The following is a 25,640-nucleotide window of genomic DNA, read 5'->3' on the forward strand; positions in this document are numbered from 1 at the left end:
GGGCGATCGCGATCGGGCACCCGATCGGCGCGTCGGGCTGCCGGATCCTGGTGACGCTGCTGCACGAGATGGCCAAGCGCGACGCGAAGCGCGGGCTGGCGTCGCTGTGCATCGGCGGCGGGATGGGCGTCGCGCTCGCGGTCGAGCGCGCGTGAGCAGGGCCTGACACACGTCCCGCGTGTGGCGCCTGCCGGCGCCGCATGCGGGCGAAGCGGTTTTCGCGCACGACAAGCCGTGAACAACAAGCGCGAGGTGCCGGTGCGTGCCGCGCCCGCGATGCGGGCGGCTCGCATCGAAGCGGCGGGGCGGCAGCAGGTGCGATGCCGTCGCCCCGCCTTCATCGATTACTTTTCTGTCGGTAATTTATAGGATGACTAAGCGAATTGCAGTTGTGACTGGTGGAATGGGCGGCCTCGGCGAAGCGGTCAGCATCAGGTTGAACGACGCGGGCCACCGGGTAGTCGTCACGTATTCGCCGAACAACACCGGCGCGGACCGCTGGCTGACCGAGATGCATGCGGCCGGCCGCGAGTTCCACGCGTACCCGGTGGACGTGGCCGATCACGATTCGTGCCAGCAATGCATCGAGAAGATCGTGCGGGACGTCGGCCCGGTCGACATTCTCGTGAACAACGCGGGCATCACGCGCGACATGACGCTGCGCAAGCTCGACAAGGTCAACTGGGATGCGGTGATCCGCACCAACCTCGATTCCGTGTTCAACATGACGAAGCCGGTCTGCGAAAGCATGGTCGAGCGCGGCTGGGGCCGCATCGTCAACGTCTCGTCGGTGAACGGCTCGAAAGGCTCGGTCGGCCAGACCAACTATGCGGCCGCGAAGGCGGGCATGCACGGCTTCACGAAATCGCTCGCACTCGAAATCGCGCGCAAGGGCGTGACGGTGAACACGGTGTCGCCGGGCTACCTCGCGACGAAGATGGTCACGGCGATCCCGCAGGACATCCTCGACTCGAAGATCCTCCCGCAGATTCCGGCGGGCCGGCTCGGCAAGCCCGAGGAAGTTGCGGCGCTGGTCGCTTACCTGTGCTCGGAGGAGGCCGGCTTCGTGACGGGCTCCAACATCGCGATCAACGGCGGGCAGCACATGCACTGACGCGCAGTGGCGCGGCGGTCCGGCGCTCCGGCGGCGTGCGCGCACGTGCCGGGCCGCGTTCCGCACTATCCAGTGCCAGGGCGGCGGCAGGTGCGCCGCTTCGGCTTTGCATTCCGGAGAAGGCATGGGCGACACCTGGATGGGACTCGCGATCGGCGGCACGGCACTGGCCGTCGCGCTGACGATGGCGATCTCGCTCTACTGGCTCGAGCGGCGCCGTGCGCGGCTGCTGCGGAACTTCGATCATCGCGATTGCTGGCTCGTCGCGTACGGCAGGTGCTTCGCGCGCGTGCGGGCCTGGCCGGCACGCCGCCTGCGCGGCGCGCGTTGACGACCGCATTGCGGTAGTGACGCGTCACGATTGACGAGCGGTCACGCATCGCGCGCATGCCACAGGCGAGGCGCGCGATGCCCTTGATCAATCGCTCTTTTCGCTCTTTCCACCCGACTCGCCCGAGTCGTTCTTGTGGAAGATCCGCTTCGTCGTGCGCTTGGTGGCATCCCAGCCTTCGCGCGACGCGTGTGCGACCCCGTGCCCGACCGCCTTCGCGGCGCTCGCGGTCGCGTGGCCGAAGCTGCGGGCCGCCTCGCCGGTCTTGTGCGCAGCTTCCTTCGAATCGCGCTTGATGTCCTGCTTCACTTCCGACATGTCCGCGTGCGCGATCGGGCTGATTAGCGCCAGAACGAGCGCGGTCCCAATGAACTGACGAATTTTCACGACCAGGTTTCCTTCTCTTGAGTAAGCGGCTTCATCGAGGATGCGCATTGCCGGCTGGGGCCGGGCGAAACGTGCCGGCTGCCGACGCGTCGAGCATCACTGCCGCGCGGCCGGACAGCAGCACGCGCTCGCCGCAGCGCAGCGCGAAGCCGTACAGCACCGAGCGGGCGTCGCCGCTCACGCGCTCCGCTTCGACGACGAGCGGCTGCGCGAACGTGTCGAGCCGGTCGACGAACGCATCGACGTTGCGCACGCTCGCGAGATAGCCGACACGCGGGCGCGCGTCGTGCGTAACGAGCAGCGCGCCGTGCACGGCCATCGCTTGCGCCGCGTATTCGATGCCGCAGACCGATGCGAGCCGGCCGTGCGTGCGCAGCGGGTTGTGCGGATCGCGGTGGCTCGTCGCGGTGCAGCGGATGCGGTCGGCATCCCACGCATCGACCGTCTCGAGCAGGCACATCGCGCCGTCGTGCGGAATGTGCGCGGCGATCCACGCGTGGTCGAGCGGCGGCGCGAGCGGGATCGTCGCGGTCATCACGCACGCTCCGTGAACGTATCCGGCATCGCGACATCGACCTGCACGCGTGTGTCGGCGAGGTAGTCGAGCACGACGCGTGTCGAACGCTGCGCGGCGAGTGCATCGAGCAGCGGCAGCACGCGCGCGGCCGGATTGCCGGCGCGCAGTGCGTCGAGTTCGGCATGCGCGAGCGTCGTGGCGGGCGCGTCGGTGAGTTGCACGTCGATGCGGGCGAGCGCGCGTTCGCTTGCGTCGGGCGCGAGCACGAGCGCCACGCCGAATGCGTCGCCGATCGGCCGCACCGCGCGCAGCGGTTCCGGATAGTCGGTGTCGTACGCGATCAGCAGCGTCGGCACGCGATCGACCGCGACCTGGCACAGGCTTTCGAGCAGGCCCGCGGCAAAGCTGCCGTCGTGCGCGCACAGCACGTTCGACGTCGCCATCGCGCGGGTCGCGATGCTCCAGTAGCCGGCCGGCGCGTTGTGCACGGAGTTGTGGAAGCGCGTCGGCGACAGCTGGCGATCGTCGCCGGCAAGGGTCTCGCAGATCGCGTGGCAATTCTGGCCGTCGCCGCCCGACGCGCTGAACACGGTCGCGAGCGTCGCGGCGTCGCGTCCGCTCGCGGCTACGGCTTCGTGGCCGGCCGCGAGCGCCACGCGCACGACGGGGCCCGTGCGGCGCCGTTCGGCCGACGGCAGGCCGGCCGGCGGCGGCAGTTCGGTGCGGGCCGGCGCATACGGCGTGCGGCCCGCGAGCACGTCGGCCGCGTGCGGCCAGTGGGGCAGTCCCGGCCCGACGAGGCCGATGCTTTCGATGAAGGCGGTGAGTGTCATGGCGGGCCTCAACGGCGGGCGTGGTCGGCGCGGCCGAGGATCAGGCTGCAATTCGTGCCGCCGAAGCCGAACGAATTGGAAAGGACGGCGCGTACGCGCGCATCGCGGCTCGCGAGCACGTAGTCGGCGGCGAGGGCCGGGTCGGGTTGCGTCGTGCTGACGCCGGCCGGCATGAACTGCGCGCGCAGCGCGAGCGCGGCGACGACCGCCTCGAGCGCACCCGCCGCGCCGAGCGTATGGCCGGTCGCCCCCTTCGTCGAACTGCACGGCGTGCTGGCGAACAGCGCGCCGATCGCGCGGCTTTCGGCCGCGTCGTTGCTCGGCGTCGCGGTGCCGTGCAGGTTCACGTAGTCGATGTCGGTCGCGCCGAGGCCGGCGGACGCGAGCGCCTGCTCGATCGCGACGCGCGCGCCGAGCCCATCCGGATGCGGCGACGACATGTGATGTGCGTCGCTCGATTCGCCGATGCCGAGCAGCAGGATCGCGTCGGCGTCGAGTGCGGCGGGCCGGTCGGGCACGCGTTCGACGAGCGCGAACGCGGCGGCCTCGCCGATCGAGATGCCGTCGCGCGCGACGTCGAACGGCCGGCACGGCTGGCGTGACAGCAGTTCGAGCGAATTGAAGCCGTACAGCGTCGTCAGGCACAGCGAATCGACGCCGCCGACGACGGCCGCGTCGATCAAGCCTGCCTCGATCATGCGGCGCGCGGAGCCGAACACCTTCGCGCCGGACGAGCACGCGGACGAGATCGCTATCGCCGGCCCGCGCAGCGCGAAAAACGCGCGCACGAATGCGGCCGGCGAATACGGGTTGTGCGTGTGTGCGTAGCGGAAGTCGGCGGGCAGCGCTCCGCTCGCCGGATCGCGGCGCTGGTACGCGTGCTCGGTCTCGAGGATGCCGGCCGTGCTCGTGCCGATGAACACGCCGACGCGCGCCGCGCCGTAGCGCGCGACGGCCGTCGCGACGCTTGCGTCGAAGCCGTCCTGCGTGAGGCCGAGCTGCGCGAGGCGGTTGTTGCGGCACTCGAAGTCGGCGAGGTCGGCACGCACGGGCTGCGCGTCGACGCCGTCCACTGCGCCGATCCACGTGTCGAGATCCGCACGCTCGAAGTCGCAGCGCGTGAGCCCGCCGCGCGCGTGGCGCAGCGCATCGAGGGTCGCATCGAGGCCGCGGCCGATGCAGCTGGTGGCGGTGAAGTGCGAGAGCAGGAGAGGTTTCACGAGGGTCGCATCCGGTGGCCGGAACGGGCGCCGCAGCAGGGCTGGCAGGCGCGCCGTTCGAGGTCAGATTTTATCAAACGGGGGTGCCGAACCGGCCGGCTCGCCCGGCCTGCCGGGCAGTTCCGGCGCGAGCGCCGCGCGCAGCGTGGTCCAGTGCAACTGCGCGTCGGCGGCCGCGCGCAGCACCGCTTGCAGCACGTCGAGCACGACCGGTTCGCCGCGTGCGTCGCGCGCCGCGTGGCCGTCGTGCACGAGCAGGATGTCGCGCGCTTCAAGACCGTGCAGCAGGCGGCGCGTGACGGTCGCGGCATCGCGCGCGCGCGTGTCGAAGCCGCGCCGCGTCCAGCTCGCGAGTTGCAGGCCGAGTTCGCACAGCACCGGCTCGAGAAATGGATTGCGCAGGCCGGCCGGCGCGCGGAAGAACAGCGGGCGCGTACCGGCGAGCTCGGTCAGCGTCTGCTGCGCGGCCGCGATTTCGCGCCGCAGCGCGGCGGGCCCCGACAGCGAGAACGTGTGCCGGTGTCGCTGGCTATGGTTCTCGATCACGTGACCGCGCGCGACGATCGCCTCGATCCAGCGCGGATGACGGCGCGCGAGATCGCCGATGCAGAAGAACGTCGCGCGCGCGTCGTAACGGTCGAGCAGGTCGAGCACGCGCGGCGTGACGTCCGGGTCCGGGCCGTCGTCGATCGTCAGTGCGATCCGGCGGCCGGCACCGGGCGGCAGGCGCGTCCAGTTCGGCCCGAGCAGCGTGCTGCGCGGCCACAGGCCGGCGGCGGTCAGCGCGAGATGCGACGCGACCACGCCGCCGACGGCCCACGGCCACGTGGCCGGTTGCGCAACGACGGCGGCGGCCGCGCCTGCATGCAGCGCGGCCGTGCCCGCGATCAGCGGCGTGGGTTTCCAGCGGCGCGTGTCGCCGGGCGGTCGCGATGGAACGGACGACGGCGCGTTCATGCGCGGCTTCCTCGATGATGGTTGACGGTCGCGACCTCAGCCGCGCGCGGCGCGAGAATCGCCGCGAACGCAAGCGCGAGCATCGCGCCTGGGCCGACGGTCAGCCCGAAGGTTTCGAGCAGCGGCACGCGCGACAGCGCGAGCAGCCCGAAGCCGGCGACCGTCGCGAGGTTCGCGATCAGCAGCGACACGAGCGTGTAGGGCGTGACGGGCTGCGCGTCGTCGCGCTTGCAGAAGAACAGCGCGTAGTTCGAGCCGACCGCGACGATCAGCAGCATCCCGACGAGATGCAGGATCGTCAGTTGCACGCCGGCGAGCGCGAATCCGGCCGTCACGACCAGCACGGCCGCGACGAGCGGCGCGAGCGCGCGCACGACGCGGCGCGGCGAGCGCAGTGCGATCAGCAACAGCACGGCGATCGCGGCAAAACCCGCGAGCGACAGCCGGATGTCCTCGTGCACGTAGCTCACGTACAGGCGATCGGCTTCGGCTTTCATGTCGACGAACAGCGCATCGGGCACGCCCGCCCGTGCGACGGCCGCGCGAATCGGCGTGGCATCGAGACTCGATGCCGGTTGCGCGGTGCGGGCGGCGTCCGGCGCGCGCAGCGGCAGCATCGCGCTCCAGCGGCCGTCACGTTCGGTCAGCAGCGCATCGACGGCGAGCGCCATCGACGTGCCGTGCAAATCCGCGCGCGCGAGCAGCGGTGCGTGGCGCGCGGCCTCGACATCGGCGATGAACGGCGCGAACAGGTCGGGCTTGACCGCGATCGGCTGGTTCGCGACGGCATCGCGCATCCGCCCGGTGAGCACGCCGGCATCCGGCAGGCTGGCCAGGCGCGCGCGCTGCGCGGCGTCGCTCGGCAGGTAGCGCGCGGGGCTTTCGAAGCCGGCGAGCGCGCCCCGGTCGACGAGCGGCTGCAATTGCGCGGCCACTTTTTCGGCGCCTTCGAGCGCGGCCTGTTCGGTCGCGGCGGAAATCACGACGAGGTAGCGCACGTCGGGTGCGCCGACATCGGCGCGCAACCGCGCGTCGAGTGCCTGCGCTGGCGCCGGCACGGGGCTCAGCGCGGCGAGTTCGCGGCTCCACAGGCCGTCGCGATGCAGCACGAGCGTCGCGCCCGCGGCGATCACCAGCACGGCGAGCGGCCAGCGCAGCCGCGGTGCGGCGTCGGCCGCGCGCGCGAGTACGGCGCCGACCCGCGACACGTCGCGGATCGCGACATGTTCGCCGCGCAGGTGCGGCAGCACGAAGCGCGTGACGAGCGCGGCGGCCGTCAGCCCGACGATCGAATACAGCCCGAGCTGCACGAGGCCCGGGAAGCCGGAGAACAGCATCGACGCGAACCCGCACACGGAGGTCAGCACGCCGAGCCGGATCGTCGGCCAGTACGCGGCGACCCATGCGCGCGTCGCGTCGGCCGGGCGCGCCGTGCCGCGCGTGCCGGCCTGCGCCGATTGCACGAACAGGTAGATCGAATAGTCGACGGCTTCGCCGATCAGCGTCGTGCCGAAGCCGAGCGTCAGCCCGTGGACCGTGCCGAACGCGAGGCTGACCGCCGCGATTCCCGCCGCGACGCCCGTCAGCACCGGCAGCAAGCCGAGCGCGAGCGTGCGCGGCGAACGGTACAGCGTCAGCAGCAGCGCGACGATCAGCACGACGCTCGCCGTCGACAGCCGTTCGACGTCGTGCCGGATCGTGTCGCGCGTGTCGACCGAGAACACGCCGGGGCCCGTCATCGCGAGCGTAGTCGCGGCGGCGTTCGGCACGGCCTGCGTCGCGGCGGCGAACGCGCGGCGCACCGTGTCGATCGCATGGGCCTGCGCGTCGGTATCGGAACCGGCGGCGGCCGTCTGCACGACGAGCACGGCACGCGTGCCGTCGCGCGACGCCCACACGCCGTCGCGGCTCGCCGGTTCGGCCGCGCTGTCGAGCTGGTCGACGAGCGTGGCGACTTCGCCGGTCGGGTCGCGCGGCAGCATCGCCTTGGCCACGAGGCCGGCCGACGAGCTCAGCAGGTCGAGGCTGTCGCCGAGCGCCTGATGCAGGCCGGCGGCGCTGAAGCGCTGCGGCGTGACGGCGGGGCTGAGCAAGTAGCGGTGATCGAAGATGAACTGGCGGTCGCGCGCGTCGTTCGCGGCTTCGCCGTTGTGAACGGCCGCGAACTGCGGATCGGTGCGCAGCGCGCCGGCGACGCGTCGCGACAGCGTGGCGCGCGTGGCGGCATCGCCGCCGTCGATCGCGACGAGGATCAGCCGCGACACGATGCCGTCGCGCAACTGATCGACGAGCACGCGCTGCCCGGCGCTCGGCGCGCTCGGCAGGAAGGCGGACAGGTCGGCCGTGAAGTGGGCGCGCCCGATCGCGACGCCGCACGCGAGAAGCGCGAGCAGCCACACGAGCACCGCGCGCTGCCGCAGCGTGTGCAGGCGGCGCGCGACCGGTGACGACGAGGGCCGGGTGCGTTCGTCCATCAGTTCGGGTTCGCGGGAACGGGTTGCAGGCGCATCACCGAACGGTCGCCGTCGGCCTGCCGGATCGCGACGCTGCGCAACACGTCGCGCGTGCCGTCGAGCGTGATCGTGCTGACGACCTTCAGCATCCGCGAGTCGAGCGGCGTGAGCGTCAGCGTCCAGTCGTCGCCGCGTCCGGCGAGCGCAACCTTGTACACCTGTTCGAGCGCGAAGCGGTTGCCGGCGAGCGTCGCGCGGATGCTGTCGATGAACGCGCCGAGTTCCGGGTAGCGCGCGAGCGCGAGCGTGTACTTGCGGTTGTTGCGTTCGACGGTGAGCATGTCGCCGTCGACGACGAGGTGTTCGGGCTTCGGGCTCAGCGTGTGCTTCTCGAGATGGTCGGGCGCGACGAACACGAGCTCGCCGGACGATTCGACCGGCTGCGTCGCGATCGACAGGTATTTGGTCTCGGTGAACGTCGCACGCCCCGACTTGTGCTGCGCGAGCGTCGACATCAGCCGGTCGAGGCTCCATGGCGCCCCCGCGTCGGCCGCCTGCGCGGGCGTGGCCGTCAGCGCGATCGCAGCGGCGGTTGCCGCGACGGCGACGGCCAGCGTGCGGACGGCACGATGCAGCACGGACGGGAGCGTGGGCAGGCGGCGGCGAACGGCGGTCATGCGTCGGAATCCCTCGTGGCGGACAGGCCGGCACCGGCGCGCGCCGCGTCGCTGCGCGCAGCCGCGGCATCGCCGCCTTGCCAGAAATCGAAATAGTTGAACCAGTTGTACGGTGCCGCGCGGCAGTATTGGTCGAGCAGCGCGACGTAGCGCGCGAGTGCCGCGTCGACGGCCGCCGCGCGCGCGTCGCGCCGCACGTCGGAGAAGTCGGCGAGCGTCTCGAAGTGCACATCGTAGCGGTTGCCGTCGCGATAGAGGCCCGTCATGAAGATCACCGGCCGCTTCAACATCGCGGCCATGTAGAGCGGCCCGAGCGGAAACGCGGCCGGCGCGCCGAGTAGCGGCAGCCGCCGCAGCGACGCGGCAGACTCGTCGAGCAGCGTGCGGTCGGCGAGCATGCCGACCATGCAGTTTGCGTCGAGGCGCTCGCGCACCTTCAGCATCGAGTCGACCTGCCCGAGCGGAATCACTTCCGGCTGCGCGGCGGGGTTCACCGCGGCGAGCGTCGCGTTGATCTTGCGCGCGTTCTTCTCGTACATCGTCACGACGACGCGCAGGTCCGGGTGCGTGCGGCCGATCGCGCGCACGACCTCGAAGCTGCCGAGATGCGCGCCCATCAGGAACGCGCCGCGTCCGCCCGCGAGCGCGTCATCGACAAGCGTCTCGCCGTGCAGCCGGATGTCGAACAGGTCGAAGCGCCCGTTCATCAGGTAGATGCGGTCGTGGATCGTCGCCGCGAACGTGAACACGTGCCGGTACACGTCGCGCCAGCGCGCGGGGCGGCCGAGCACGCGGCGCAGGTAGTCGCGCGACGCCGCGCACGCGACCGGCGAGAACAGCACGAAATACGTCGCGATCAGGTGCAGCACGACACGCGCGCGCTGCCGGCCGAAGCGCAGCGAGATCCACGTCATCGCGCGCAGCAAGCCCGCATTGCTGCGCTCCTGGCGTTCGGCCCACGCGGTGCGCTTCATGGCTGCGCGCCATCCTGCACGGCCGGCGGCGCGGACAGCACGCCGCTCGCGACCTCGCGGGCCCCGGTGCGCAGCGTGAAGCGGATCGCGCCGCTGGCGGCCGGGTCGAACGTGAGCTCGAGCGGTTCGCCGGGGGCGACCGGGCTCAGGAATTTAGCGGAACCGAGCCGCCACGTGTGCAGCGGGCGGTTAAGCGCTGTGCCGATCGCATGGATCGCGTGATCGAGCAGCACGACGCCCGGCACGACCGGGTGGCCGGGGAAGTGGCCGGGCAGTGCCGGGTGATCGGCGGGGATCGTGAACTCGAGCGCGGGCGCGGGCGTGCCGGCCGGGTCGCGCACGGGCGTCGGCGCGGCCGCGGCGCGCGCATGTTGCGCAACGAGCGCGGCGAGCACGTCGCGCGGCAGCTTGCCCGTTTCGTTGCGCGGCAGCGCGTCGACGAACACGAGCGGGCGCGGCATGAACGCGGGATCGATCCGCTCGCGCAGCGCGCGCTGCAGCTCGGCGGCCGCGAGCGTCGGCGCGACGACCAGCGCGACGAGGCGCGTGACCGGTTCGAGGCTCGCGTCGGCGTGCGCCGGTGCGACTTCGTCGGGCATGAAGAACACGCCGTCGATCACGTCCGGAATCGCATTGAGCTGATGGTTCAGGTACGCGAGCGACGTGCGCTTGCCGGCGATGTTGACGAGGTCGGCCTTGCGGCCGTGCAGCAGGAACCGGCCGTCGCCGAGCAGTTCGAGCGCATCGCCCATCGGCACGGGTGCTTCGACGTGCCCGCCCGACACCCAGATCGTCGGCTCGCCGTCGTCGCTCTCCGGTGCGTCGCGCGGGTCGAGCCGGATGCCCGGGAACAACGCCCACGTCGCGCCTTGCGACGTGCGGCGGGTGGCGATCTGGCCGGTTTCGGTGCTGCCGTAGATCTCGACGAGCGGCGCGTCGAGCGCGGCCTCGGCTTCGCATGCGAGCTTTTCCGACAGCGGCGCGGTGGCCGACAGCACGAGCGCCGCGGGCGGCAGCGCATGGCCGGCTGCCAGCAGCGCACGCAGGTGAATCGGCGACGTGACGAGCACACGCGGCTGCGGGATCGCGTCGAGTTCGTCGCGGATGTCGACCGGGTAGAACGGCTGGCGGTTGCTGAACGCGAGGCCGCCGATCAGCGCGAGCAGCACCGTCGACTCGAAGCCGTACATGTGCTGCGCGGGCACCGTGCCGATCAGCGTGGCCGCGCGGCCGTCGAGCAGCCCGAGGCGGTCGGCCGCCGCGCGCACGCAGCCGACCAGGAAGCCCCAGGTCTTGCGGTGCGGCACCGGCGCGCCGGTCGAGCCGGATGTGAACACGTAAGCCATGATCCGCGCCGCATCGATCTGCGGCACGGCGAACGGCGCATCGCTCGCGAGTTCGCCGGGGGCGGCGTCGGGGTACGCGAAGCGCGGCAGGTCGATCGCGCAGTCGGGCGCGTCGTGCAGGCAGAACGCGTCGGGCGCGAACGACGCCAACTGGCGGACCATTTCCGGCGTGTGCGTCGATGGCAGCAGGCTGATCTTGCCGGCAACGAGCGCGGCGCACAGGCTGACCGCGAAGCGGTAGCGGTCGCGGCACACGTTGAACACGTGGCCGCCGGCGGGCAGCGCGGCGGCCACGCGCGCGACGTCGGCGACGAACGCGCGCACGGTGACGGGCGCGCCGTCGCGCCAGGCGATCGTCTGGTCCGGCGATGAATGGAAAACCAGCGGGTGAGTCGGCATAAATCGGTCAAAACGGGAGCGAAAGCCGGCGCGCCGCGTGGCGGCACCGCACCGGCCGTGAATTCATCGTGACGCCTGCGATGTGTGCGTCGTCGCGCGATACGCGCGCACCGCATCGATCATGCGCGGCCGCGGTTCGTGCGGCAGTGCGAAGCGCCGGCACGCATGCTCGGCGGCGAACATCACGGCGACGAGCGGCAGCGACAGGTAGTTCGCGAACGTCGACCACGTGACGATCGGCGCGGTCGCGAACAGCAGCGTCGACACGGCGGCGATCGCGACGAAGAACAGCGTCCACGCGAGCGTGATCTGCCGCGTGTAGCGTGCGACGGCCGGCGTGATCGCGCCGTGGATCATCGTCGCGAAGCGCGTGCACAGCGGCACCTGGCCGGCCGCGAGCGTGCGGCCGAACAGCAGCGCCATCGCGAGGTTGAAGCTCGCGTGTTCCAGATACAGGCCCCATTCGAAATGCCGGGCGAGCGGCACGTGCGCGGCCCACAGCACGGTGGCGGCAAGCAGCCATGCCGGCACGAGCCACGCGCGATGCGAAGAGCGCAGTGCCGCGCCGAGCGCGAGCAGCAGCGGCGGCACGAGCGCCATCGCGAGGCCGAAGCCGTGCGCGCCGGGCGTCGCGGCCGCGTAGTGCGCGCCGGCCTGGTAGGCCGCGACGGCGCCGACTGCGGCGAGGCCGCGCGCGACGGGCAGCAGCCGGCTCATCGGCGGTCTCCGCGCACACGGCGCGGGTACCCGTCACCGGCGGCCAGGCGGCAGCGGACGGACGGGCGAACCGGAACGGAGCGGAAGGACGGGCGCGGCATGACTGGCGACATCGGGAAGATCGTGGCCGGACGTCGTGGTCGGGCCGTCAAACATCATATGAATGGCGGCCGGGACGCGGGTCCGGGCCGGTGGTCGGGCACGCTCATTTTAGGGCCGCGGCACCGCGTGTTCGGGGCGGGCGCGAACGGGTTTTGTAACCGATTGTATGGCGCAGGACGAACGGTTTCGCGGGGTCGGTCCATTTCCATCCAAAGCGGCTCAAGCGTCTGGTGCATTCGGGTCCCGAGACGGGCCGCGGCGCCGGCTCGCCAGTCTGTAACCATTGGCGGTATACGGCCCGATACCCGTTCGTCTAGAATCCGCGTAACTTTTACAAACGATCCCCAAATAAAGCAGGCGGGGAAGCCGGCAGACGCCGGAGGGACGGAGATTCGCACGCGCCGGGCGTGCATGGCGATTGCCGTTTCCGGGCACCTTCCGCTGCCACGGGCCGCCTGCCCGCACGCATGATGAACGCACTGGAACAAGAGCTCGCCACGCTGATCATCGGCGAACTGAATCTCGAAGACGTCCCGCTCGAAACAGTGACGGCCGAGACCCCGCTGTATGGCGAGGGTTTCGGGCTCGACTCCATCGACATCCTGGAAATCGCACTGCTGATCTCGAAGAAATACGGCTTCGAGCTGCGTTCGGACAATCCGGACAACCAGAAGATCTTTGCGGCGCTCGGTGCACTGGCTGCGTACGTCGCCGCGCACCGCACGAAGTGACGGCGTCGCGCACGGGCGCGACGCGCAGATGATGACGGCACGCGGCAGCAATCGGCAGACGATACGCGGCCGTGTCGATCGAGGTGGAACGCGATGAACGGAGCAATTCGATGCGGGCGCTCGTGACGGGCGGCAGCGGCGCGCTCGGGCAGGCAATCTGCACGGCGCTCGCGCAGGCCGGCCATGAAGTGTGGGTGCATGCGAACCGCCATCTCGCGCAGGCGGAGGCGGTCGCGCAGCAGATCGTCGCGGCCGGCGGCACCGCGCACGCAATTGCGTTCGACGTGACCGACGCCGATGCAACGCTCGCCGCGCTGAAGCCGTTCATCGACGATGCGCCGGTGCAGATCCTCGTCAACAACGCGGGCATTCACGACGATGCGCCGATGGCCGGCATGTCGCACCGGCAGTGGCACAGCGTGATCGACGTGACGCTCAACGGCTTCTTCAACGTCACGCAGCCGCTGCTGTTGCCGATGATCCGCACGCGGCGCGGCCGGATCGTCAACATCGCGTCGGTGGCCGGCGTGACCGGCAATCGCGGGCAGGTCAATTACGCGGCCGCGAAGGCGGGGCTGATCGGCGCGACGAAGTCGCTGTCGCTGGAGCTCGCGTCGCGCGGCATCACCGTGAACGCGGTGGCGCCCGGCATCATCGAATCGCCGATGGCCGAACAGGCGTTTCCCGCCGAACGCATCAAACAGCTCGTACCCGCGCAGCGCGCGGGGCGGCCCGACGAAGTCGCGGCGATGGTCGCGTACCTGGTGTCCGACGCCGCGGCCTATGTGACGGGGCAGGTGCTGTCCGTCAACGGCGGGCTGGCCTGACGAAGCGCGCAGCGTCGGCGTGACGTAACGCAACGCGGCGCAGCCGCGAGGTTGCGCGGCTTGCGCCGCCTAGTGAGGAAATCGAAGTGTCCGTGCATCCAGTCGACGCCGAACGGCGTCCGTGTTCCCTGTCGTCCGCCGCCGCGCCCGTTGCGCGCGGGCAGACGGCGGCCGGGCCGGCCGCATCGCGATCGGGCGCGCCGCTCGCGCACGACGGCGACCGCGCGCTGCGGCTCGTCCGGTTGAGCCATGCGCGGCTCGCCGTGTTGCTGCACGATGCGCGCAGCCATGGCGACGGATTCGAGCGCGCGTTTCCTGGCGCATTGGGTGCGGTGTGTATTGGTGCGGCCGGCCTGCAGGACGAATCGAACGCGGACGCGGCGGCACGGATGCTGGCCGATGCCGTGCCCGACCTGCCCGTCGCGCCGGTGCCGATGGCGCTGCTCGGCGCAGGCATCGCGCCGGACGACGCCGTTTGCGAAATCTGGCAATGCGATGCGCGCGACCTGCGCAGCGAACGGCGCGGCGCGCTGCACTATCGGTACAGCGAAACGGCGGGCCTCGTGTTCGGCAGCATCGTCGTGCACGAGACGAGCGGAACGCACGAAACGCACGAAACGCACGAAACGCACGAAACGCACGAAACGCACGAAGGCGGCACGCCGCTCGAACGCGCGACGCATGCTGCGTACCGTGCGCTGTTCGACGTGCTCGATTCGCTCGGCATGCCGCATCCGCTGCGCATCTGGAATACCGTGCCGGCGATCAACGCGGTGCAGTTCGGGATCGAGCGCTATCGTCAGTTCAATATCGGCCGCCAGCACGCGTTCGACGCGTGCCGCCGCGCGCTGACGGGCGGCGTGCCGGCCGCATGTGCGCTCGGTTCGGTCGTGCCGGTCGCGGGTGACGCATCGCCAGCCGCGCCGCTCGCGATCCATTTCCTCGCGAGCCGCACGCCGGCCGATCCGGTCGAGAACCCGCGCCAGGTCAGCGCATATCACTATCCGGCGCAGTACGGCCCGCGTGCGCCGACGTTCGCGCGCGCCGCCGCATGGACGGAAGGCGACGCCGCGCCGGTGCTGTTCGTGTCGGGCACCGCGAGCATCGTCGGGCACCGCACCGTGCATCACGGCGATGTCGTCGCGCAAACGCGCGAGACGGTCGCGAACCTCGCAGCCGTGCTCGAGCAGGCCGCGCGCCAGGGGCACGGCCCGTTCTCGCTCGCCGACCTGAGCTATCGCGTCTACGTGCGCGATGCCGGCGATGCCGCGGCGCTGGCCGCGATCGAGCGCGTGCTGCGCGAGGCGGCCGGCCCCGGTGTACGGCCGCTGATTGTCCATGCGGACGTGTGCCGCGACGACCTGCTGGTCGAGATCGAGGCCAGCGCGGGTCATGAGGAGGCGTGGCTGTCATGAAGCGAGAAAACCTCACGATCGAGCAACCGGCCCCGCACGCGGGCGACGTCGACGAAGCCTGCCGACGGTCGCCGGCAAGTCATAAACTTTTGTCAGGATCCCTGTCTTCGCAATCGGCCGTTTCCATGTCCAAGCTGCACGCCTCGTCCACTCATCTCGTCCTGATTCCGAGCTACAACCCGGGCGCCAAGGTCGACACGACCGTGCGCAATGCCCGCGCGCAGTGGAATCCGGTGTGGGTCGTCGTCGACGGCAGCACCGACGGCAGCGCCGAACGGCTGCAGGCCATGGCCGAGCGCGACCCGGGGCTGCGCGTGATCGTGCTGCCCGAGAACCGCGGCAAGGGCGCCGCGGTGCTGGCCGGGCTCGACGCGGCGGCCGCGAGCGGCTTCACGCATGTGTTGACGATGGATTCCGACGGCCAGCATCCGGCCGACCTGATTCCCGCGTTCATGACCGCGTCGCAGGCCGCGCCCGACGCGATGGTGCTGGGCGTGCCGAAGTTCGACGCGAGCGCGCCGCAGTTGCGTGTGCAGGGGCGCCGGCTGTCGAACGCATGGGCCGACCTCGAGACGCTGTGGGCCGGGATCGGCGATTCGCTGTACGGGTTTCGCGTGTATCCGGTCGCGCCGCTTGCCGCGATCATGCGCCGCCAGCCGTGGATGCGCGGCTTCGACTTCGATCCCGAGGCGGCCGTGCGGCTGTGCTGGGCCGGCGTGCGGCCGATTCGCATCGACGCGCCGGTGCGCTATTTCGGCCGGCACGAGGGCGGCGTCTCGCATTTCCATTACGGCCGCGACAACGCGCTGCTCGCATGGATGCACCTGCGCCTGTTCACCGGCTTCGTGGTGCGGCTGCCGATGCTGGTGGCGCGGCGGCTGATGCGTCGCCGCGACCAGACGGCCTGAAAAGCCCCGGTTTCCATGCCGATCGTCGCCCGGGCGCGGCGATTGCACCGTTTTTCGTTGTCAATTCCGCGCCGGAACGCTGCTTCGTTCCAGTCCGATGAGTAATGAACGTGTCATCGGATGTAAACATCTGGTAATTTTCTGCCGGATTATGCAAAATCGCCGCTCCCAAATACAACTATCGAGGGATCCGGGATGCAACTCAAGAAAGCGGTGGCAGCATGTGGCGTGGCGTTTCTGTTGAGCGCGTGTGGCGGGATTCAGAGCCTTGACGCGAACAGCCTGACGTCGGCGGGGACGAGCCTGTACAAGGCAGCGACGCTGTCGGATGCCGACATCGCCGCACTGTCGAACGACTCGTGCAAGGCGAGCGATGCCGAATCGAAGGTCGCGCCGGCGAACAGCGCGTACTCGAAGCGCCTGACGAATGTGATGAAGGGCTTCGGCAACATGACGCTGAACAACCAGAAGATCAACTACAAGGTCTACATGACCAAGGACATCAACGCGTGGGCGATGGGCAACGGCTGCGTGCGCGTGTACAGCGGCCTGATGGACTTGATGACCGACGACGAGCTGCGTGGCGTGATCGGCCATGAAATGGGCCACGTCGCCCTCGGCCACTCGAAGAAGGCGATGCAGACGGCCTACGCGGTCAGCGCGGCGCGCACCGCGGCCGGCGCGGCTTCGCCGGGCGTGGCGGCGCTGACGAGCTCGCAGCTCGGCGACATCACCGAGAAGTTCATCAACGCGCAGTTCTCGCAGTCGCAGGAAAGCGCGGCCGACGACTACTCGTTCGACCTGCTCAAGCAGAAGGGCATGAACCAGAAGGGCCTGGTCACGTCGTTCCAGAAGCTCGCGAAGCTGGACGGCGGCAAGAGCTCGATGATGGATTCGCACCCGTCGTCGGCGAGCCGCGCGCAGCACATCGAGGATCGCATCGCGAAGGGCAGCTGATCGCGCAACGGGTCGCCTGCCGAAGCGGGCGATCCAGCGGCGAAATGAAAAACCCCACGCTTTTCCCGGCGTGGGGTTTTGTTTTGGGGCGTGCGCCGCTTACGGCACCATGCCCGGCAGCAGGTACGCCTGCGTGAGCGTGATCAACCCGACGATCACCGCGAACAGCAGGCTGTGCCGCACTGTGAAGCGGAACAGCTCCGACTCCTTGCCGACGAGGCCCGTCGCCGCGCAGGCGACCGCGATCGACTGCGGCGAGATCATCTTCGCGGTCACGCCGCCCGTCGTGTTCGCGGCCACCGCGAGCGTCTCGGGTACGCCGAGCTGATGGGCCGTGGCCTGCTGCAGCGAGCAGAACAGCGCATTCGACGACGTGTCCGAGCCCGTCAGGAACACGCCGAGCCAGCCGAGGAACGGCGAGAAGAACGGGAACGCGGCGCCGGTCGCGGTCAGCATCAGCGCGAGCGTCGACGACATCCCCGAATAGTTCGCGACGAATGCGAATGCGAGCACGAGGCCGATCGACAGGATCGGGCGCGTCAGCTCCTTCAGCGTCTCGCCGAACGTGACGAGCGCGTCGCGCGGCTTCATCCGCAGCAGCGCCATCGAGATCAGCGCGGTCACGAGGATCGCGCTGCCCACCGCCGACACGAGATCGATCTTCAGCACCGCCTCGAGCGCCTTCGGCGTCGCCGCGATCGGCGCGGTCTTCACGACGAGCTGGTCGAGCCCTGCGACATGGAATTTCAGCACGGTCGACGCGAGCGCGCCGTGCGCGGCGAACAGCGCCTTGAACGGCGCGATGCTCCATACGGTGACGACGGCCGTCAGGATCAGGAACGGCGACCACGCGCGCACGGTCTGCGCGAGCGTGTACGGGGAGGTCTGCCGGCTCGTGCCGAAGCCGTTGCCATTGCCGTTGCGCGCGCCCGCGCCGCCGAAGCCCGCGAGCGCGGCGCCGCCACCCGACGCGACGAGGCCGCCGGCCGGCTGCTTCGCGGTGCGCGGCTGCCAGACCTTCAGGAACGCGGCGAGCGCGACGAGGCTGACGAGCGACGACGTGATGTCCGGCAGCTCGGGCCCGATGTGGTTCGACGTGAAGTATTGCGTCACCGCGAAGCTGCCGCCTGCGACGAGCGCGGCCGGCCACGTCTGCCGCACGCCGCGCAGCCCGTCCATCATGAACACGAGCCAGAACGGCACCGCAAGCGACAGCAGCGGCAGCTGGCGGCCGGCCATTGCGCCGATATGGAGCGGATCGATACCCGTCACCTGCCCGGCGACGATGATCGGGATGCCCATCGCGCCGAACGCGACCGGCGCAGTGTTTGCAATGAGACACAGTCCTGCCGCGTGCAGCGGCTTGAAGCCGAGGCCGACGAGCAGCGCGGCCGTGATCGCGACGGGCGCACCGAAACCGGCCGCGCCTTCGAGGAATGCGCCGAATGAGAAGCCGATCAGCAGCATCTGCAGGCGCTGGTCGTCGGTGATCGACAGCACGGATGCGCGAATGATGTCGAACTGGCCGGTCTTCACGACGATCTTGTACAGGAAGACGGCCGCGACGATGATCCACGCGATCGGCCACAGGCCGTACGCGAAGCCGAAGCCGGCCGCCGCGAGCGCCTGTGGCACGGGCATGCCGTACGCGAGGATCGCGACGCCGAGCGACAGCAGCAGCGTGATCGCCGCGGCGATGTGGCCCTTGAGCCGCAGCGCGGCCAGCGCGACGAAAAAGAAGATGATCGGGATTGCGGCGACGAACGCCGACAGCCCGAGGCTGCCGAGCGGCGTATAGATCTGGTGCCAAACCTGCATGGGTGTCTCCTCCATTTGTATCTGTATCTCTATGGGTACGGGCGGGTAAAGCGGGGCGCTATTCGGGCTGTCCGCGTGCGCGCAGCAGGTCGGACAGGCTGCGCGGTGCCGGTTCGAGCGGCGTGCGGTGCTGCGTCCAGCCCATCTGTTTCGCGGGCGTCAGCGCGCGCAGGCGCGTCGCGGTCCAGCGGAACGCGCGGTACGCGCGCGGATGCGCGAACGCGCCCGACCAGAAGCGCCACACGAGGTCTTCCGCGCGGTTGTAGTTCGCGCCCTGGCCGCGCAGCGGATGCGCGACGGGTTCGTCGGGCTTGCGGTTTGCCTCGGTACGCAGCCGCACGAGCAGTTGCGGGATCGGGATCCGCACCGGGCACACTTCGCCGCATGCGCCGCACAGCGTCGACGCGGTCGGCAGGTCGGCCGTTGCGTCGAGGCCGAGCAGGTGCGGCGAGATGATCTTGCCGATCGGGCCGGGATAGGTCGTCCCGTAGGCGTGGCCGCCGATGCGCGTGTAGACGGGGCAGTGGTTCATGCACGCGCCGCAGCGGATGCACTGCAGCGTCGCGCGCAGCTGCTCGTCCGCGTAGGCCTGCGTGCGGCCGTTGTCGAGCAGCACGAGATGCAACTCGCGCGGACCATCGCGTTCGCCGTCGCGGCGTGGGCCCGAGATCAGGTTGAAGTAGGTCGTGATCGCCTGGCCGGTGGCCGAGCGCGTGAGCAGGCTCGACAGCGGCACGATGTGCTCGAGTTTCTCGACGACCTTCTCGATCCCCATGATCGCGACGTGCGTGTCGGGTACCGTCGTCGACAGGCGGCCGTTGCCTTCGTTTTCGACGAGCCATAGCGTGCCGGTGTCGGCCGCCGCGAAGTTCACGCCCGACAGACCGATGTCGGCATCGGCGAACGCGCGGCGCAGCGCGCGCCGGCCGGTCTGGATCAACTCGTCGACGTCCTCCGTGTAGCGCGTGCCGGGGATGTGTGCCTCGAACAGCTCGGCGATGTCGCTGCGCGTCTTGTGGATCGCCGGCATCACGATATGCGACGGCTTCTCGCCCGCGAGCTGCACGATGAATTCGCCCATGTCGGATTCGATGCAGTCGACGCCGTGCTCCGCGAGGTAATGGTTCAGCTCGATTTCCTCGCTCGCCATCGACTTGCCCTTGATCACGCGGCGCGCCTTCTTCGCCTGCGCGATGCCGAGCACGATCGCGTTCGCGTCGGCGGCCGTCTCGGCCCAGTGCACGTGCACGCCGGCTTCGGTGAGCTTCGTCTCCAGCCGTTCGAGCAGCGCGGGCAGTTGCGCGAGCGCATGCTGCCGCACCGCTTCGCCGAGGTCGCGCAGCTGCTGCAGCTCGGCGTCGTCGGGGAACTGGGTCGCGCGCTTGCCTTGGAGGAAGTCCATCGCGCCGCGGAAGCTCTTGCGCAGCGCGGGGTCGTCGAGCGCGGCGCGCGCGCGGGCCTTGAAGTCGCCGGGGGCGACGAATTGCAGCGTGTGGTCGCTCATTGCGGGAGGTCCTCGCGGGCGGTGGCGGCGGGCGGGGCGGCAGAATCGGTGACGATCACGACCCACAGGCGGCGCGGGCCGTGCGCGCCATAGGCCAGCGTCTGCTGGATGTCGGACGTCTTCGACGGGCCCGACACCAGCACGAGGTTGGTCGGCATGCCGGCGTGCCAGCGCTCCGCGTGCACGGCCGCGTGCAGGTCGGGATGCAGCGTGCTCGCGTGGACGAGCGCGACATGCAGCGGCGGCACCAGCGACACGGTGCGCGGCGTGCCGGTGTCGGGCGCGAGCACGACGGTGCCGGTGGCCGCGATGCCCGAGCGCGCCACGGTGAAGCCAGCATCGATCGTGTCGAACAGTTCGGTTTTCCACGCGTCGATCGGCCGGTCGAACGGCACGGGCGCGACCGTGCCGGGCAGCGCGCGGGCGAGCGCCGCGGATTCGGCGCGGGCCGGATCGAGCAGCAGGCGGTGTACGCCGGCTTCAGCGAGGCGCGCTGCGAGTTGCGCGGGCCATTCGTCTGCGGTTGCGCACCAGACGTCCGCGTGCGACGCGGCGAGCGCGGCCTGCATCGTGTGGGCCAGTGTGTGCGGATCGAGAGCGGTCTCGGTCTGCGCGCGGCACGTGTCGTAGTGCGTGTCGATGCGCGCGTCGAGCGCGGGGGCGGCCTCGGCGGCGACACCCGGGGCGGCGGCGCGCAGCCGCCTGAGGATTGCGTCGCGCGCGCTCATCGCTTGTCTCCGCGCAGCGACGCGGCGCCGGCCGTGCGGCGCCACAGGAAACTGGCGAGGTGCTCGACCGGCAGCGGCGCGCCGGACTGGTCGGCCGCGTGGCCGATGTTCAGCAGGCAGCCGCAGTCGGCGGACACGAGCCGGTCGCAGCCCGTCGCGCAGGCCGACGCGACCTTGTCGCGCACCATCGCGCCGGAGATGTCGGGATGCTTCAGCGAGAACGTGCCGCCGAAGCCGCAGCATTCGGATTCGCGTTCGTGTTCGATGCGCGTCACGCCCGGCAGCGCGTCGACGAGCGCGACGCCGTGCACGCGTGTGCCCATCTCGCGGCGGGCTGCGCACGACGTATGCAGCACCACGCGCTCGTCGGCGCCGGCCGGCGCGGCGAGGGCATCGAGCCGCACGTCGAGCATATGGACGAGGAATTCGGCGAGTTCGTAGGTCCGTTCCGCGATCGCGCGGGCCTTCGGGCCGTGGACGGGATCGTCGGCGAACAGCGCCGGCCAATGGTGCCGGATCATCCCGCCGCACGAGCCGGACGGCACGATCACGGGCCACGGTTCGGCGAACAGGTCGAGCTGCGCAGCCGCGACGCGGCGCGCTTCGTCGGGATTGCCGCTGCTGTAGGCCGGCTGCCCGCAGCAGCTCTGGCCGCGGGGATAGTGGACGGTCAGGCCTTCGCGTTCCAGCAGGCGGACCGCGTCGAGCCCGGCTTCGGGGACGAACAGGTCGACCAGACAGGTCGCGAACAGATAGACGTGCGCGGGGGCGGCGGCGGGGTACTGCCTTTCGTTCATGTCTCGCTCCAGAGGCGACGGCCCGGCATGCGGATGCGGGACGACGATTTCGCTGCATAATTCCCGCGACGGCGCCGTAGCTCAAATTGGTTGGGCCAATCGGCGTGGCAGGCATTCCGCAGGGGGACACGACGATGGCAGCGATGACGGCACGGGGCCGGACCGAAGTGGTGATGCGCAAGATCGAGACGGCGCTGCTCGACGGCACCTGGCCGGCCGGCGCACGCCTGCCGGCCGAGCGCGTGCTCGCGCAGCAGTACGGGGTGGCGCGCAATACGGTGCGCGAGGCGACCCAGCGGCTCGTCGCGCGCGGGCTGCTGCAGAGCCGGCGCGGCGCGGGCGTCTACGTGACGGACCAGTTGCGGGCCGGTATCGCGTCGCCGTGGGGCCAACTGGTCGCCGATCACCCCGCGCTGCGCGACGACATCCTCGAATTCCGCCGCGTGCTCGAAGGCGCGACCGCGTATTTCGCCGCGCTGCGCGCCGACGCGAACGACCGGCGCCGGATCCGTGCGCTGCTGCGCGAGCTCGAAACCGCGCACGCGCACAACGACCGGGCCGTGGAGGCCGCGACCGATTCGAAGCTGCACGAGGCGATCGCGCTCGCGTCGCACAACACGATGTTCCTGCACCTGCATACGAGCGTGCTCGGGATGCTGCGCGAACACATCTCGATCAACGTGTCGGGGATGACCGAGCAGGACGAATATGCGTCGGATCTGCTGCTGCGGCAGCACCGCGTCGTGTGCGACGCGATCTGCGCGCAGCGGCCCGAGGAGGCGCGCACCGCGATGCAGACGCATATCGACTACGTGCGCAGCCACTTCGAACAAAGCGGCGATACGCGCTGAAATTGGTTGGACCACTTCGCGGCGCAGGCCGCCGGGCGGGCGCGGGCGAACCGTGCGGGGCGGCGCGTGACGGCCGCGGCGAACGCGCGGCCGGTTGCCCCGGTGGTGCGACGCCACGCGGCGGCCGCAAGCCTGTCCGGCCGCCGCCGCGCGATTGACCGTGTCGTCGGCCGCCCACTAGAATCGGCCGGAACGCCCGTCAGCCGCGCGCCGCGGCGAATGCGGACCCGTTGATCCGCCTGTCGAGGAAGCCCCGTGCTCATGTCTTTCATCCGGCACGCGCCGGCCGCCCGGTCGTGGCGTGCCGCGTGCCGCCCGGCCCGCGCGCTCGCCGCCTGCGCACTGCTGTCGCTCGTCGCGGCCTGTGCGACCCATCCGCCCGCCACCGCGCTCGATCGCCCCGTGTCCCGTGCGCTGTCGCCCGACACCGCGACGCCGCTGCGCGACGCGCTCGCCGCACCCGAAGCCGCCCATCCGGGCCAGTCGGGCTTCCGGCTGCTGGCCGACGGCGCGTCGGCGCTGCAGATGCGCATCGCACTCGCGCGGGCGGCGACGAAGACGCTCGACATGCAGTACTACATCGCGACCGAGGATACGACCGGCAAGCTGCTGCTCGGTGCGGCGCTGTACGCGGCCGATCGCGGCGTGCGCGTGCGGATGCTGGTCGACGATCTGAACTTCCGCGATATCGATCGCGTGATGGCCGCGCTGAACACGCACCCGAACATCGAGATCCGCGTGTTCAACCCGTTCGGCGCATCGCAGCAGGGGATGGTCGAGCGCACGACCAACTTCTTCACGCGGATCGACAGCTTCACGCGCCGGATGCACAACAAGGCGATGATCGCGGACAACCAGATCGCGATCGTCGGCGGGCGCAATCTCGGCGACGAATACTTCAGCGCGAGCCCGACGCTGCAGTTCCGCGATCTCGACGTGCTCGCCGCGGGCCCCGTGACGAACGACGTCTCGGGAAGCTTCGACACCTACTGGGCGAGTGGCAGCAGCTATCCGCTGCGCGAGCTGAACCACCAGTCGTTCGACGCGAAGGACCTCGACGCGATGCGCGACGAGCTGCGCGCCCACTGGCGCAAGAACGCCGAGCCGTACAACGCGAAGCCGCTGAACGCGACGCCGCTCGCGCAGCAGATTGCACGCGACGAGCTCGGGCTCGTGTGGGCGCCGGCCGAATTCAAGGTCGACGCGCCGGACAAGGTCGCGCAGCCGACCGGCTACGTGAGCCCGCCGATGCAGCGGCTCGTCGAGCTGACGCGCCACGCGCAGCAGGAATTCCTCGCGTTCTCGCCGTACTTCGTGCCGCACGACGCGGGCGTGAAGATCCTCGGCGAGACGACCGCGCGCGGCGTGCGGGTCGCGATCCTGACGAATTCGCTCGCCGCGACCGATGCGGTGGCCGTGCAGGCCGGCTACGGGCCGTACCGCGTGCCGCTGCTGCAGCACGGCGTCGAGCTGTACGAGTTCAAGGCGGAGCCGGGCCGGCGGCGGGCGCGGCTGTTCGGCTCGCGTTCGCGCGCGAGCCTGCACGCGAAGGCGTACGTGATCGACCGGAAGATCCTCGTGATCGGCTCGATGAACCTCGATCCGCGCTCGGCGAACCTGAATACCGAGCTTGCGCTGGTGATCCACAGCCCGGCGCTCGCGCAGCAGGTCGCGACGATCTTCGCGCGCGTGACGCAGCCCGACGACAGCTACCGCGTGAGCCTCGTGACGCCGCCGGGCGGCGGCACGCCCGAACTGGAATGGACCGGCGTCGACGACGGCGTGCCGAGCACGTACCACGTCGATCCGCATGCGGGGCTGCTGCGCAACCTGATGACCGGCGTGTTCATGCTGTTGCCGGTCGACGACCAGCTGTAAAAGGGGGCGGAAGCGGGCAGGGCGCTCCGGCAAAACCCGCGATACCGATGCGCGGGGAAAGGTGATATGGTTGTGCGCGCAACTATCGTTGCATCGTGAAGGTGCCGCCGGCAGCCGCATTCAAGGGGCAAGGCGGCCAGACGAACCGGGCCGCGATTTGATCCTGCGCGGCGCCAGGAGACGGGGCGCACGGCCGTACAGCCGCGCCATGCGCCCGCAACCGGAGCCTCCCCCATGCAACGTGTCCCGAACCAGCCGTTCACGCGTCCCGCGCGTTTCTCCGAAGCCGAATGGCAGGCGCGCGTGCAGCTCGCGGCGGCCTACCGCATCTTCGACCATCTCGGCTGGACCGAGCTGATCTACAACCATATCTCGCTGCGCGTGCCGGGCGAGGATGGACATTTCCTGATCAACCCGTTCGGGCTCCATTACCGCGAGGTGTGCGCGTCGAACCTCGTAAAGATCGACATCGACGGCAACGTGATCGGTCATTCCGACTGGCCGATCAACCCGGCCGGCTTCACGTTCCACAGCGCGATCCATGCGGCGCTGCCCGACGCGCACTGCGTGATGCACGTGCACACGACGCCGACGATGGCCGTGTGCTGTTCGCGCGACGGGCTGTCGTTCTCGAATTTCTATTCGGCGCAGCTGTACGGGAAGATCGCGTATCACGACTTCGAGGGCATCACCGTGCATCTCGAAGAGGGGCGGCGCATCGTCGAGAGCGCCGGCGGCCGGCCCGTGCTGCTGTTGCGCAATCATGGGCCCGTGACGATCGGCGCGACGCTCGCGCAGACGTTCTCGCTGATGTGGCTGCTCAATCGCGCGTGCGAGGTGCAGGTCGCCACGCATGCGATCGGCGATGCGCTGTCGATCGCGCCGCCCGTGCTCGAAGGGTGCGTGCGCGATTCGCTGAATTTCGATCCGAAGCATGGCGCGGGGCAGGACGCGTTCGATGCGCTGCAGCGTATCGTCGATCGCATCGATCCCGGCTATCGCGCGTGACGCGAAGCGGCGAGATCGCTTCGTCGTGCTTGATACGGCGTGAACCGGATCCGGCGGCGCGCGCAAAAAAAACGCGGCCGGGCGGCCGCGTGAATACTCGCAGACTCCTTCGGACGAAGGAAACAAGCAACTGTGAGACGAAGTGTAGCGAAAGGCCGCGCGCCGATTCAGTCATCTGGCTGCAAAGGTCC

General features: G+C 70.2%; 25 protein-coding genes and 1 pseudogene. 12 read left to right on the forward strand and 14 right to left on the reverse strand.

Annotated elements, in window-relative coordinates; all coding sequences use genetic code 11:
* The 4 genes and pseudogenes from QZM67_RS17720 to QZM67_RS17735 all read left to right on the forward strand — a co-directional run.
* Window positions 1-155, forward strand: a pseudogene (locus tag QZM67_RS17720) (acetyl-CoA C-acetyltransferase); the annotation flags it as partial.
* Between the two features lie 79 nt (window positions 156-234).
* The gene (locus QZM67_RS17725; RefSeq protein WP_301805380.1) at window positions 235-369 is read left to right on the forward strand and encodes a hypothetical protein; all 135 of its coding nucleotides are present in this window, start codon (window positions 235-237) and stop codon (window positions 367-369) included.
* A 1-nt stretch (window position 370) separates the two neighbouring features.
* Window positions 371-1,114, forward strand: a complete 744-nt coding sequence (gene phbB / locus QZM67_RS17730) for an acetoacetyl-CoA reductase (protein ID WP_301805383.1) — start codon at window positions 371-373, stop codon at window positions 1,112-1,114.
* Between the two features lie 124 nt (window positions 1,115-1,238).
* Window positions 1,239-1,445, forward strand: coding sequence for a hypothetical protein (locus QZM67_RS17735; RefSeq protein WP_175025461.1), 207 nt, complete (start codon window positions 1,239-1,241; stop codon window positions 1,443-1,445).
* Window positions 1,446-1,532: 87 nt separating this feature from the next.
* Here QZM67_RS17735 and QZM67_RS17740 read toward each other — a convergent pair whose 3' ends face one another.
* From QZM67_RS17740 to QZM67_RS17785, 10 genes are all read right to left on the reverse strand, one after another.
* Window positions 1,533-1,880 (reverse strand): hypothetical protein, encoded by a 348-nt coding sequence (locus QZM67_RS17740; protein ID WP_301805386.1) that lies wholly within the window; start codon window positions 1,878-1,880, stop codon window positions 1,533-1,535.
* A complete protein-coding gene (locus QZM67_RS17745) occupies window positions 1,864-2,367 on the reverse strand; it encodes a hotdog family protein (RefSeq protein ID WP_301805388.1) in 504 nt (167 codons plus the stop codon). Before QZM67_RS17745 ends, QZM67_RS17740 begins: the two co-directional genes overlap by 17 nt.
* On the reverse strand, window positions 2,367-3,182 hold the full coding sequence (locus QZM67_RS17750) for a beta-ketoacyl synthase chain length factor (protein ID WP_301805390.1): 816 nt from the start codon (window positions 3,180-3,182) through the stop codon (window positions 2,367-2,369). Before QZM67_RS17750 ends, QZM67_RS17745 begins: the two co-directional genes overlap by 1 nt.
* Before the next feature lie 8 nt (window positions 3,183-3,190).
* The gene (locus QZM67_RS17755; RefSeq protein ID WP_301805393.1) at window positions 3,191-4,402 is read right to left on the reverse strand and encodes a beta-ketoacyl-[acyl-carrier-protein] synthase family protein; all 1,212 of its coding nucleotides are present in this window, start codon (window positions 4,400-4,402) and stop codon (window positions 3,191-3,193) included.
* Window positions 4,403-4,465: 63 nt separating this feature from the next.
* Window positions 4,466-5,359, reverse strand: coding sequence for a polysaccharide deacetylase family protein (locus QZM67_RS17760; RefSeq protein WP_175025466.1), 894 nt, complete (start codon window positions 5,357-5,359; stop codon window positions 4,466-4,468).
* Window positions 5,356-7,833, reverse strand: coding sequence for an MMPL family transporter (locus QZM67_RS17765; RefSeq protein WP_301805397.1), 2,478 nt, complete (start codon window positions 7,831-7,833; stop codon window positions 5,356-5,358). The genes QZM67_RS17760 and QZM67_RS17765 overlap by 4 nt, the downstream gene beginning before the upstream one ends.
* A complete protein-coding gene (locus QZM67_RS17770) occupies window positions 7,833-8,489 on the reverse strand; it encodes an outer membrane lipoprotein carrier protein LolA (RefSeq protein ID WP_175025468.1) in 657 nt (218 codons plus the stop codon). Before QZM67_RS17770 ends, QZM67_RS17765 begins: the two co-directional genes overlap by 1 nt.
* Window positions 8,486-9,463 (reverse strand): acyl-CoA synthetase, encoded by a 978-nt coding sequence (locus QZM67_RS17775; RefSeq protein WP_175025469.1) that lies wholly within the window; start codon window positions 9,461-9,463, stop codon window positions 8,486-8,488. Before QZM67_RS17775 ends, QZM67_RS17770 begins: the two co-directional genes overlap by 4 nt.
* Entirely contained in the window at window positions 9,460-11,208 is a 1,749-nt protein-coding gene (locus QZM67_RS17780; RefSeq protein WP_301805402.1) for an AMP-binding protein, read from the reverse strand. Before QZM67_RS17780 ends, QZM67_RS17775 begins: the two co-directional genes overlap by 4 nt.
* Window positions 11,209-11,271: 63 nt before the next feature.
* The gene (locus QZM67_RS17785; RefSeq protein WP_301805410.1) at window positions 11,272-11,925 is read right to left on the reverse strand and encodes a hypothetical protein; all 654 of its coding nucleotides are present in this window, start codon (window positions 11,923-11,925) and stop codon (window positions 11,272-11,274) included.
* A 572-nt stretch (window positions 11,926-12,497) separates the two neighbouring features.
* Here QZM67_RS17785 and QZM67_RS17790 point away from each other — a divergent pair.
* The 5 genes from QZM67_RS17790 (at window position 12,498) to QZM67_RS17810 (ending at window position 16,865) form a co-directional block, all read left to right on the forward strand.
* Window positions 12,498-12,758 carry a phosphopantetheine-binding protein gene (locus tag QZM67_RS17790; protein ID WP_175025258.1) on the forward strand — a complete coding sequence of 87 codons (261 nt, stop codon included), beginning with the start codon at window positions 12,498-12,500 and terminating at the stop codon, window positions 12,756-12,758.
* A 110-nt stretch (window positions 12,759-12,868) separates the two neighbouring features.
* Entirely contained in the window at window positions 12,869-13,585 is a 717-nt protein-coding gene (gene fabG / locus QZM67_RS17795; protein WP_301805768.1) for a 3-oxoacyl-ACP reductase FabG, read from the forward strand.
* An 86-nt stretch (window positions 13,586-13,671) separates the two neighbouring features.
* Window positions 13,672-15,000, forward strand: coding sequence for an endoribonuclease L-PSP (locus QZM67_RS17800; RefSeq protein WP_301805418.1), 1,329 nt, complete (start codon window positions 13,672-13,674; stop codon window positions 14,998-15,000).
* A 125-nt stretch (window positions 15,001-15,125) separates the two neighbouring features.
* The gene (locus QZM67_RS17805) at window positions 15,126-15,908 is read left to right on the forward strand and encodes a glycosyltransferase family 2 protein (RefSeq protein ID WP_175025255.1); all 783 of its coding nucleotides are present in this window, start codon (window positions 15,126-15,128) and stop codon (window positions 15,906-15,908) included.
* Between the two features lie 195 nt (window positions 15,909-16,103).
* Entirely contained in the window at window positions 16,104-16,865 is a 762-nt protein-coding gene (locus tag QZM67_RS17810) for a M48 family metallopeptidase (protein ID WP_175025254.1), read from the forward strand.
* Between the two features lie 99 nt (window positions 16,866-16,964).
* Here the strand turns inward: QZM67_RS17810 and QZM67_RS17815 are convergent, their stop codons facing one another.
* The 4 genes from QZM67_RS17815 to QZM67_RS17830 are packed head-to-tail and all read right to left on the reverse strand — an operon-like array spanning window position 16,965 to window position 21,712.
* Window positions 16,965-18,683 (reverse strand): lactate permease LctP family transporter, encoded by a 1,719-nt coding sequence (locus QZM67_RS17815; protein WP_301805427.1) that lies wholly within the window; start codon window positions 18,681-18,683, stop codon window positions 16,965-16,967.
* 58 nt (window positions 18,684-18,741) lie between these two features.
* Window positions 18,742-20,187, reverse strand: coding sequence for a LutB/LldF family L-lactate oxidation iron-sulfur protein (locus QZM67_RS17820; RefSeq protein ID WP_175025252.1), 1,446 nt, complete (start codon window positions 20,185-20,187; stop codon window positions 18,742-18,744).
* Window positions 20,184-20,915 carry a lactate utilization protein C gene (locus QZM67_RS17825; RefSeq protein ID WP_175025251.1) on the reverse strand — a complete coding sequence of 244 codons (732 nt, stop codon included), beginning with the start codon at window positions 20,913-20,915 and terminating at the stop codon, window positions 20,184-20,186. Before QZM67_RS17825 ends, QZM67_RS17820 begins: the two co-directional genes overlap by 4 nt.
* A complete protein-coding gene (locus tag QZM67_RS17830) occupies window positions 20,912-21,712 on the reverse strand; it encodes a (Fe-S)-binding protein (protein WP_301805431.1) in 801 nt (266 codons plus the stop codon). The genes QZM67_RS17825 and QZM67_RS17830 overlap by 4 nt, the downstream gene beginning before the upstream one ends.
* 134 nt (window positions 21,713-21,846) lie before the next feature.
* Between QZM67_RS17830 and QZM67_RS17835 the strand changes: the two genes are divergently transcribed.
* From QZM67_RS17835 to QZM67_RS17845, 3 genes are all read left to right on the forward strand, one after another.
* On the forward strand, window positions 21,847-22,563 hold the full coding sequence (locus QZM67_RS17835; RefSeq protein WP_043190542.1) for a FadR/GntR family transcriptional regulator: 717 nt from the start codon (window positions 21,847-21,849) through the stop codon (window positions 22,561-22,563).
* 255 nt (window positions 22,564-22,818) lie between these two features.
* Window positions 22,819-24,441 carry a phospholipase D family protein gene (locus QZM67_RS17840; protein WP_301768890.1) on the forward strand — a complete coding sequence of 541 codons (1,623 nt, stop codon included), beginning with the start codon at window positions 22,819-22,821 and terminating at the stop codon, window positions 24,439-24,441.
* Between the two features lie 234 nt (window positions 24,442-24,675).
* Window positions 24,676-25,449: a class II aldolase/adducin family protein gene (locus QZM67_RS17845; protein ID WP_089451259.1), complete on the forward strand. Its 774-nt coding sequence runs from the start codon at window positions 24,676-24,678 to the stop codon at window positions 25,447-25,449.
* Window positions 25,450-25,640 lie beyond the last annotated feature (191 nt).

It is taken from the genome of Burkholderia sp. AU45251 (assembly GCF_030482905.1).
GTDB classification, from domain to species: domain Bacteria; phylum Pseudomonadota; class Gammaproteobacteria; order Burkholderiales; family Burkholderiaceae; genus Burkholderia; species Burkholderia aenigmatica.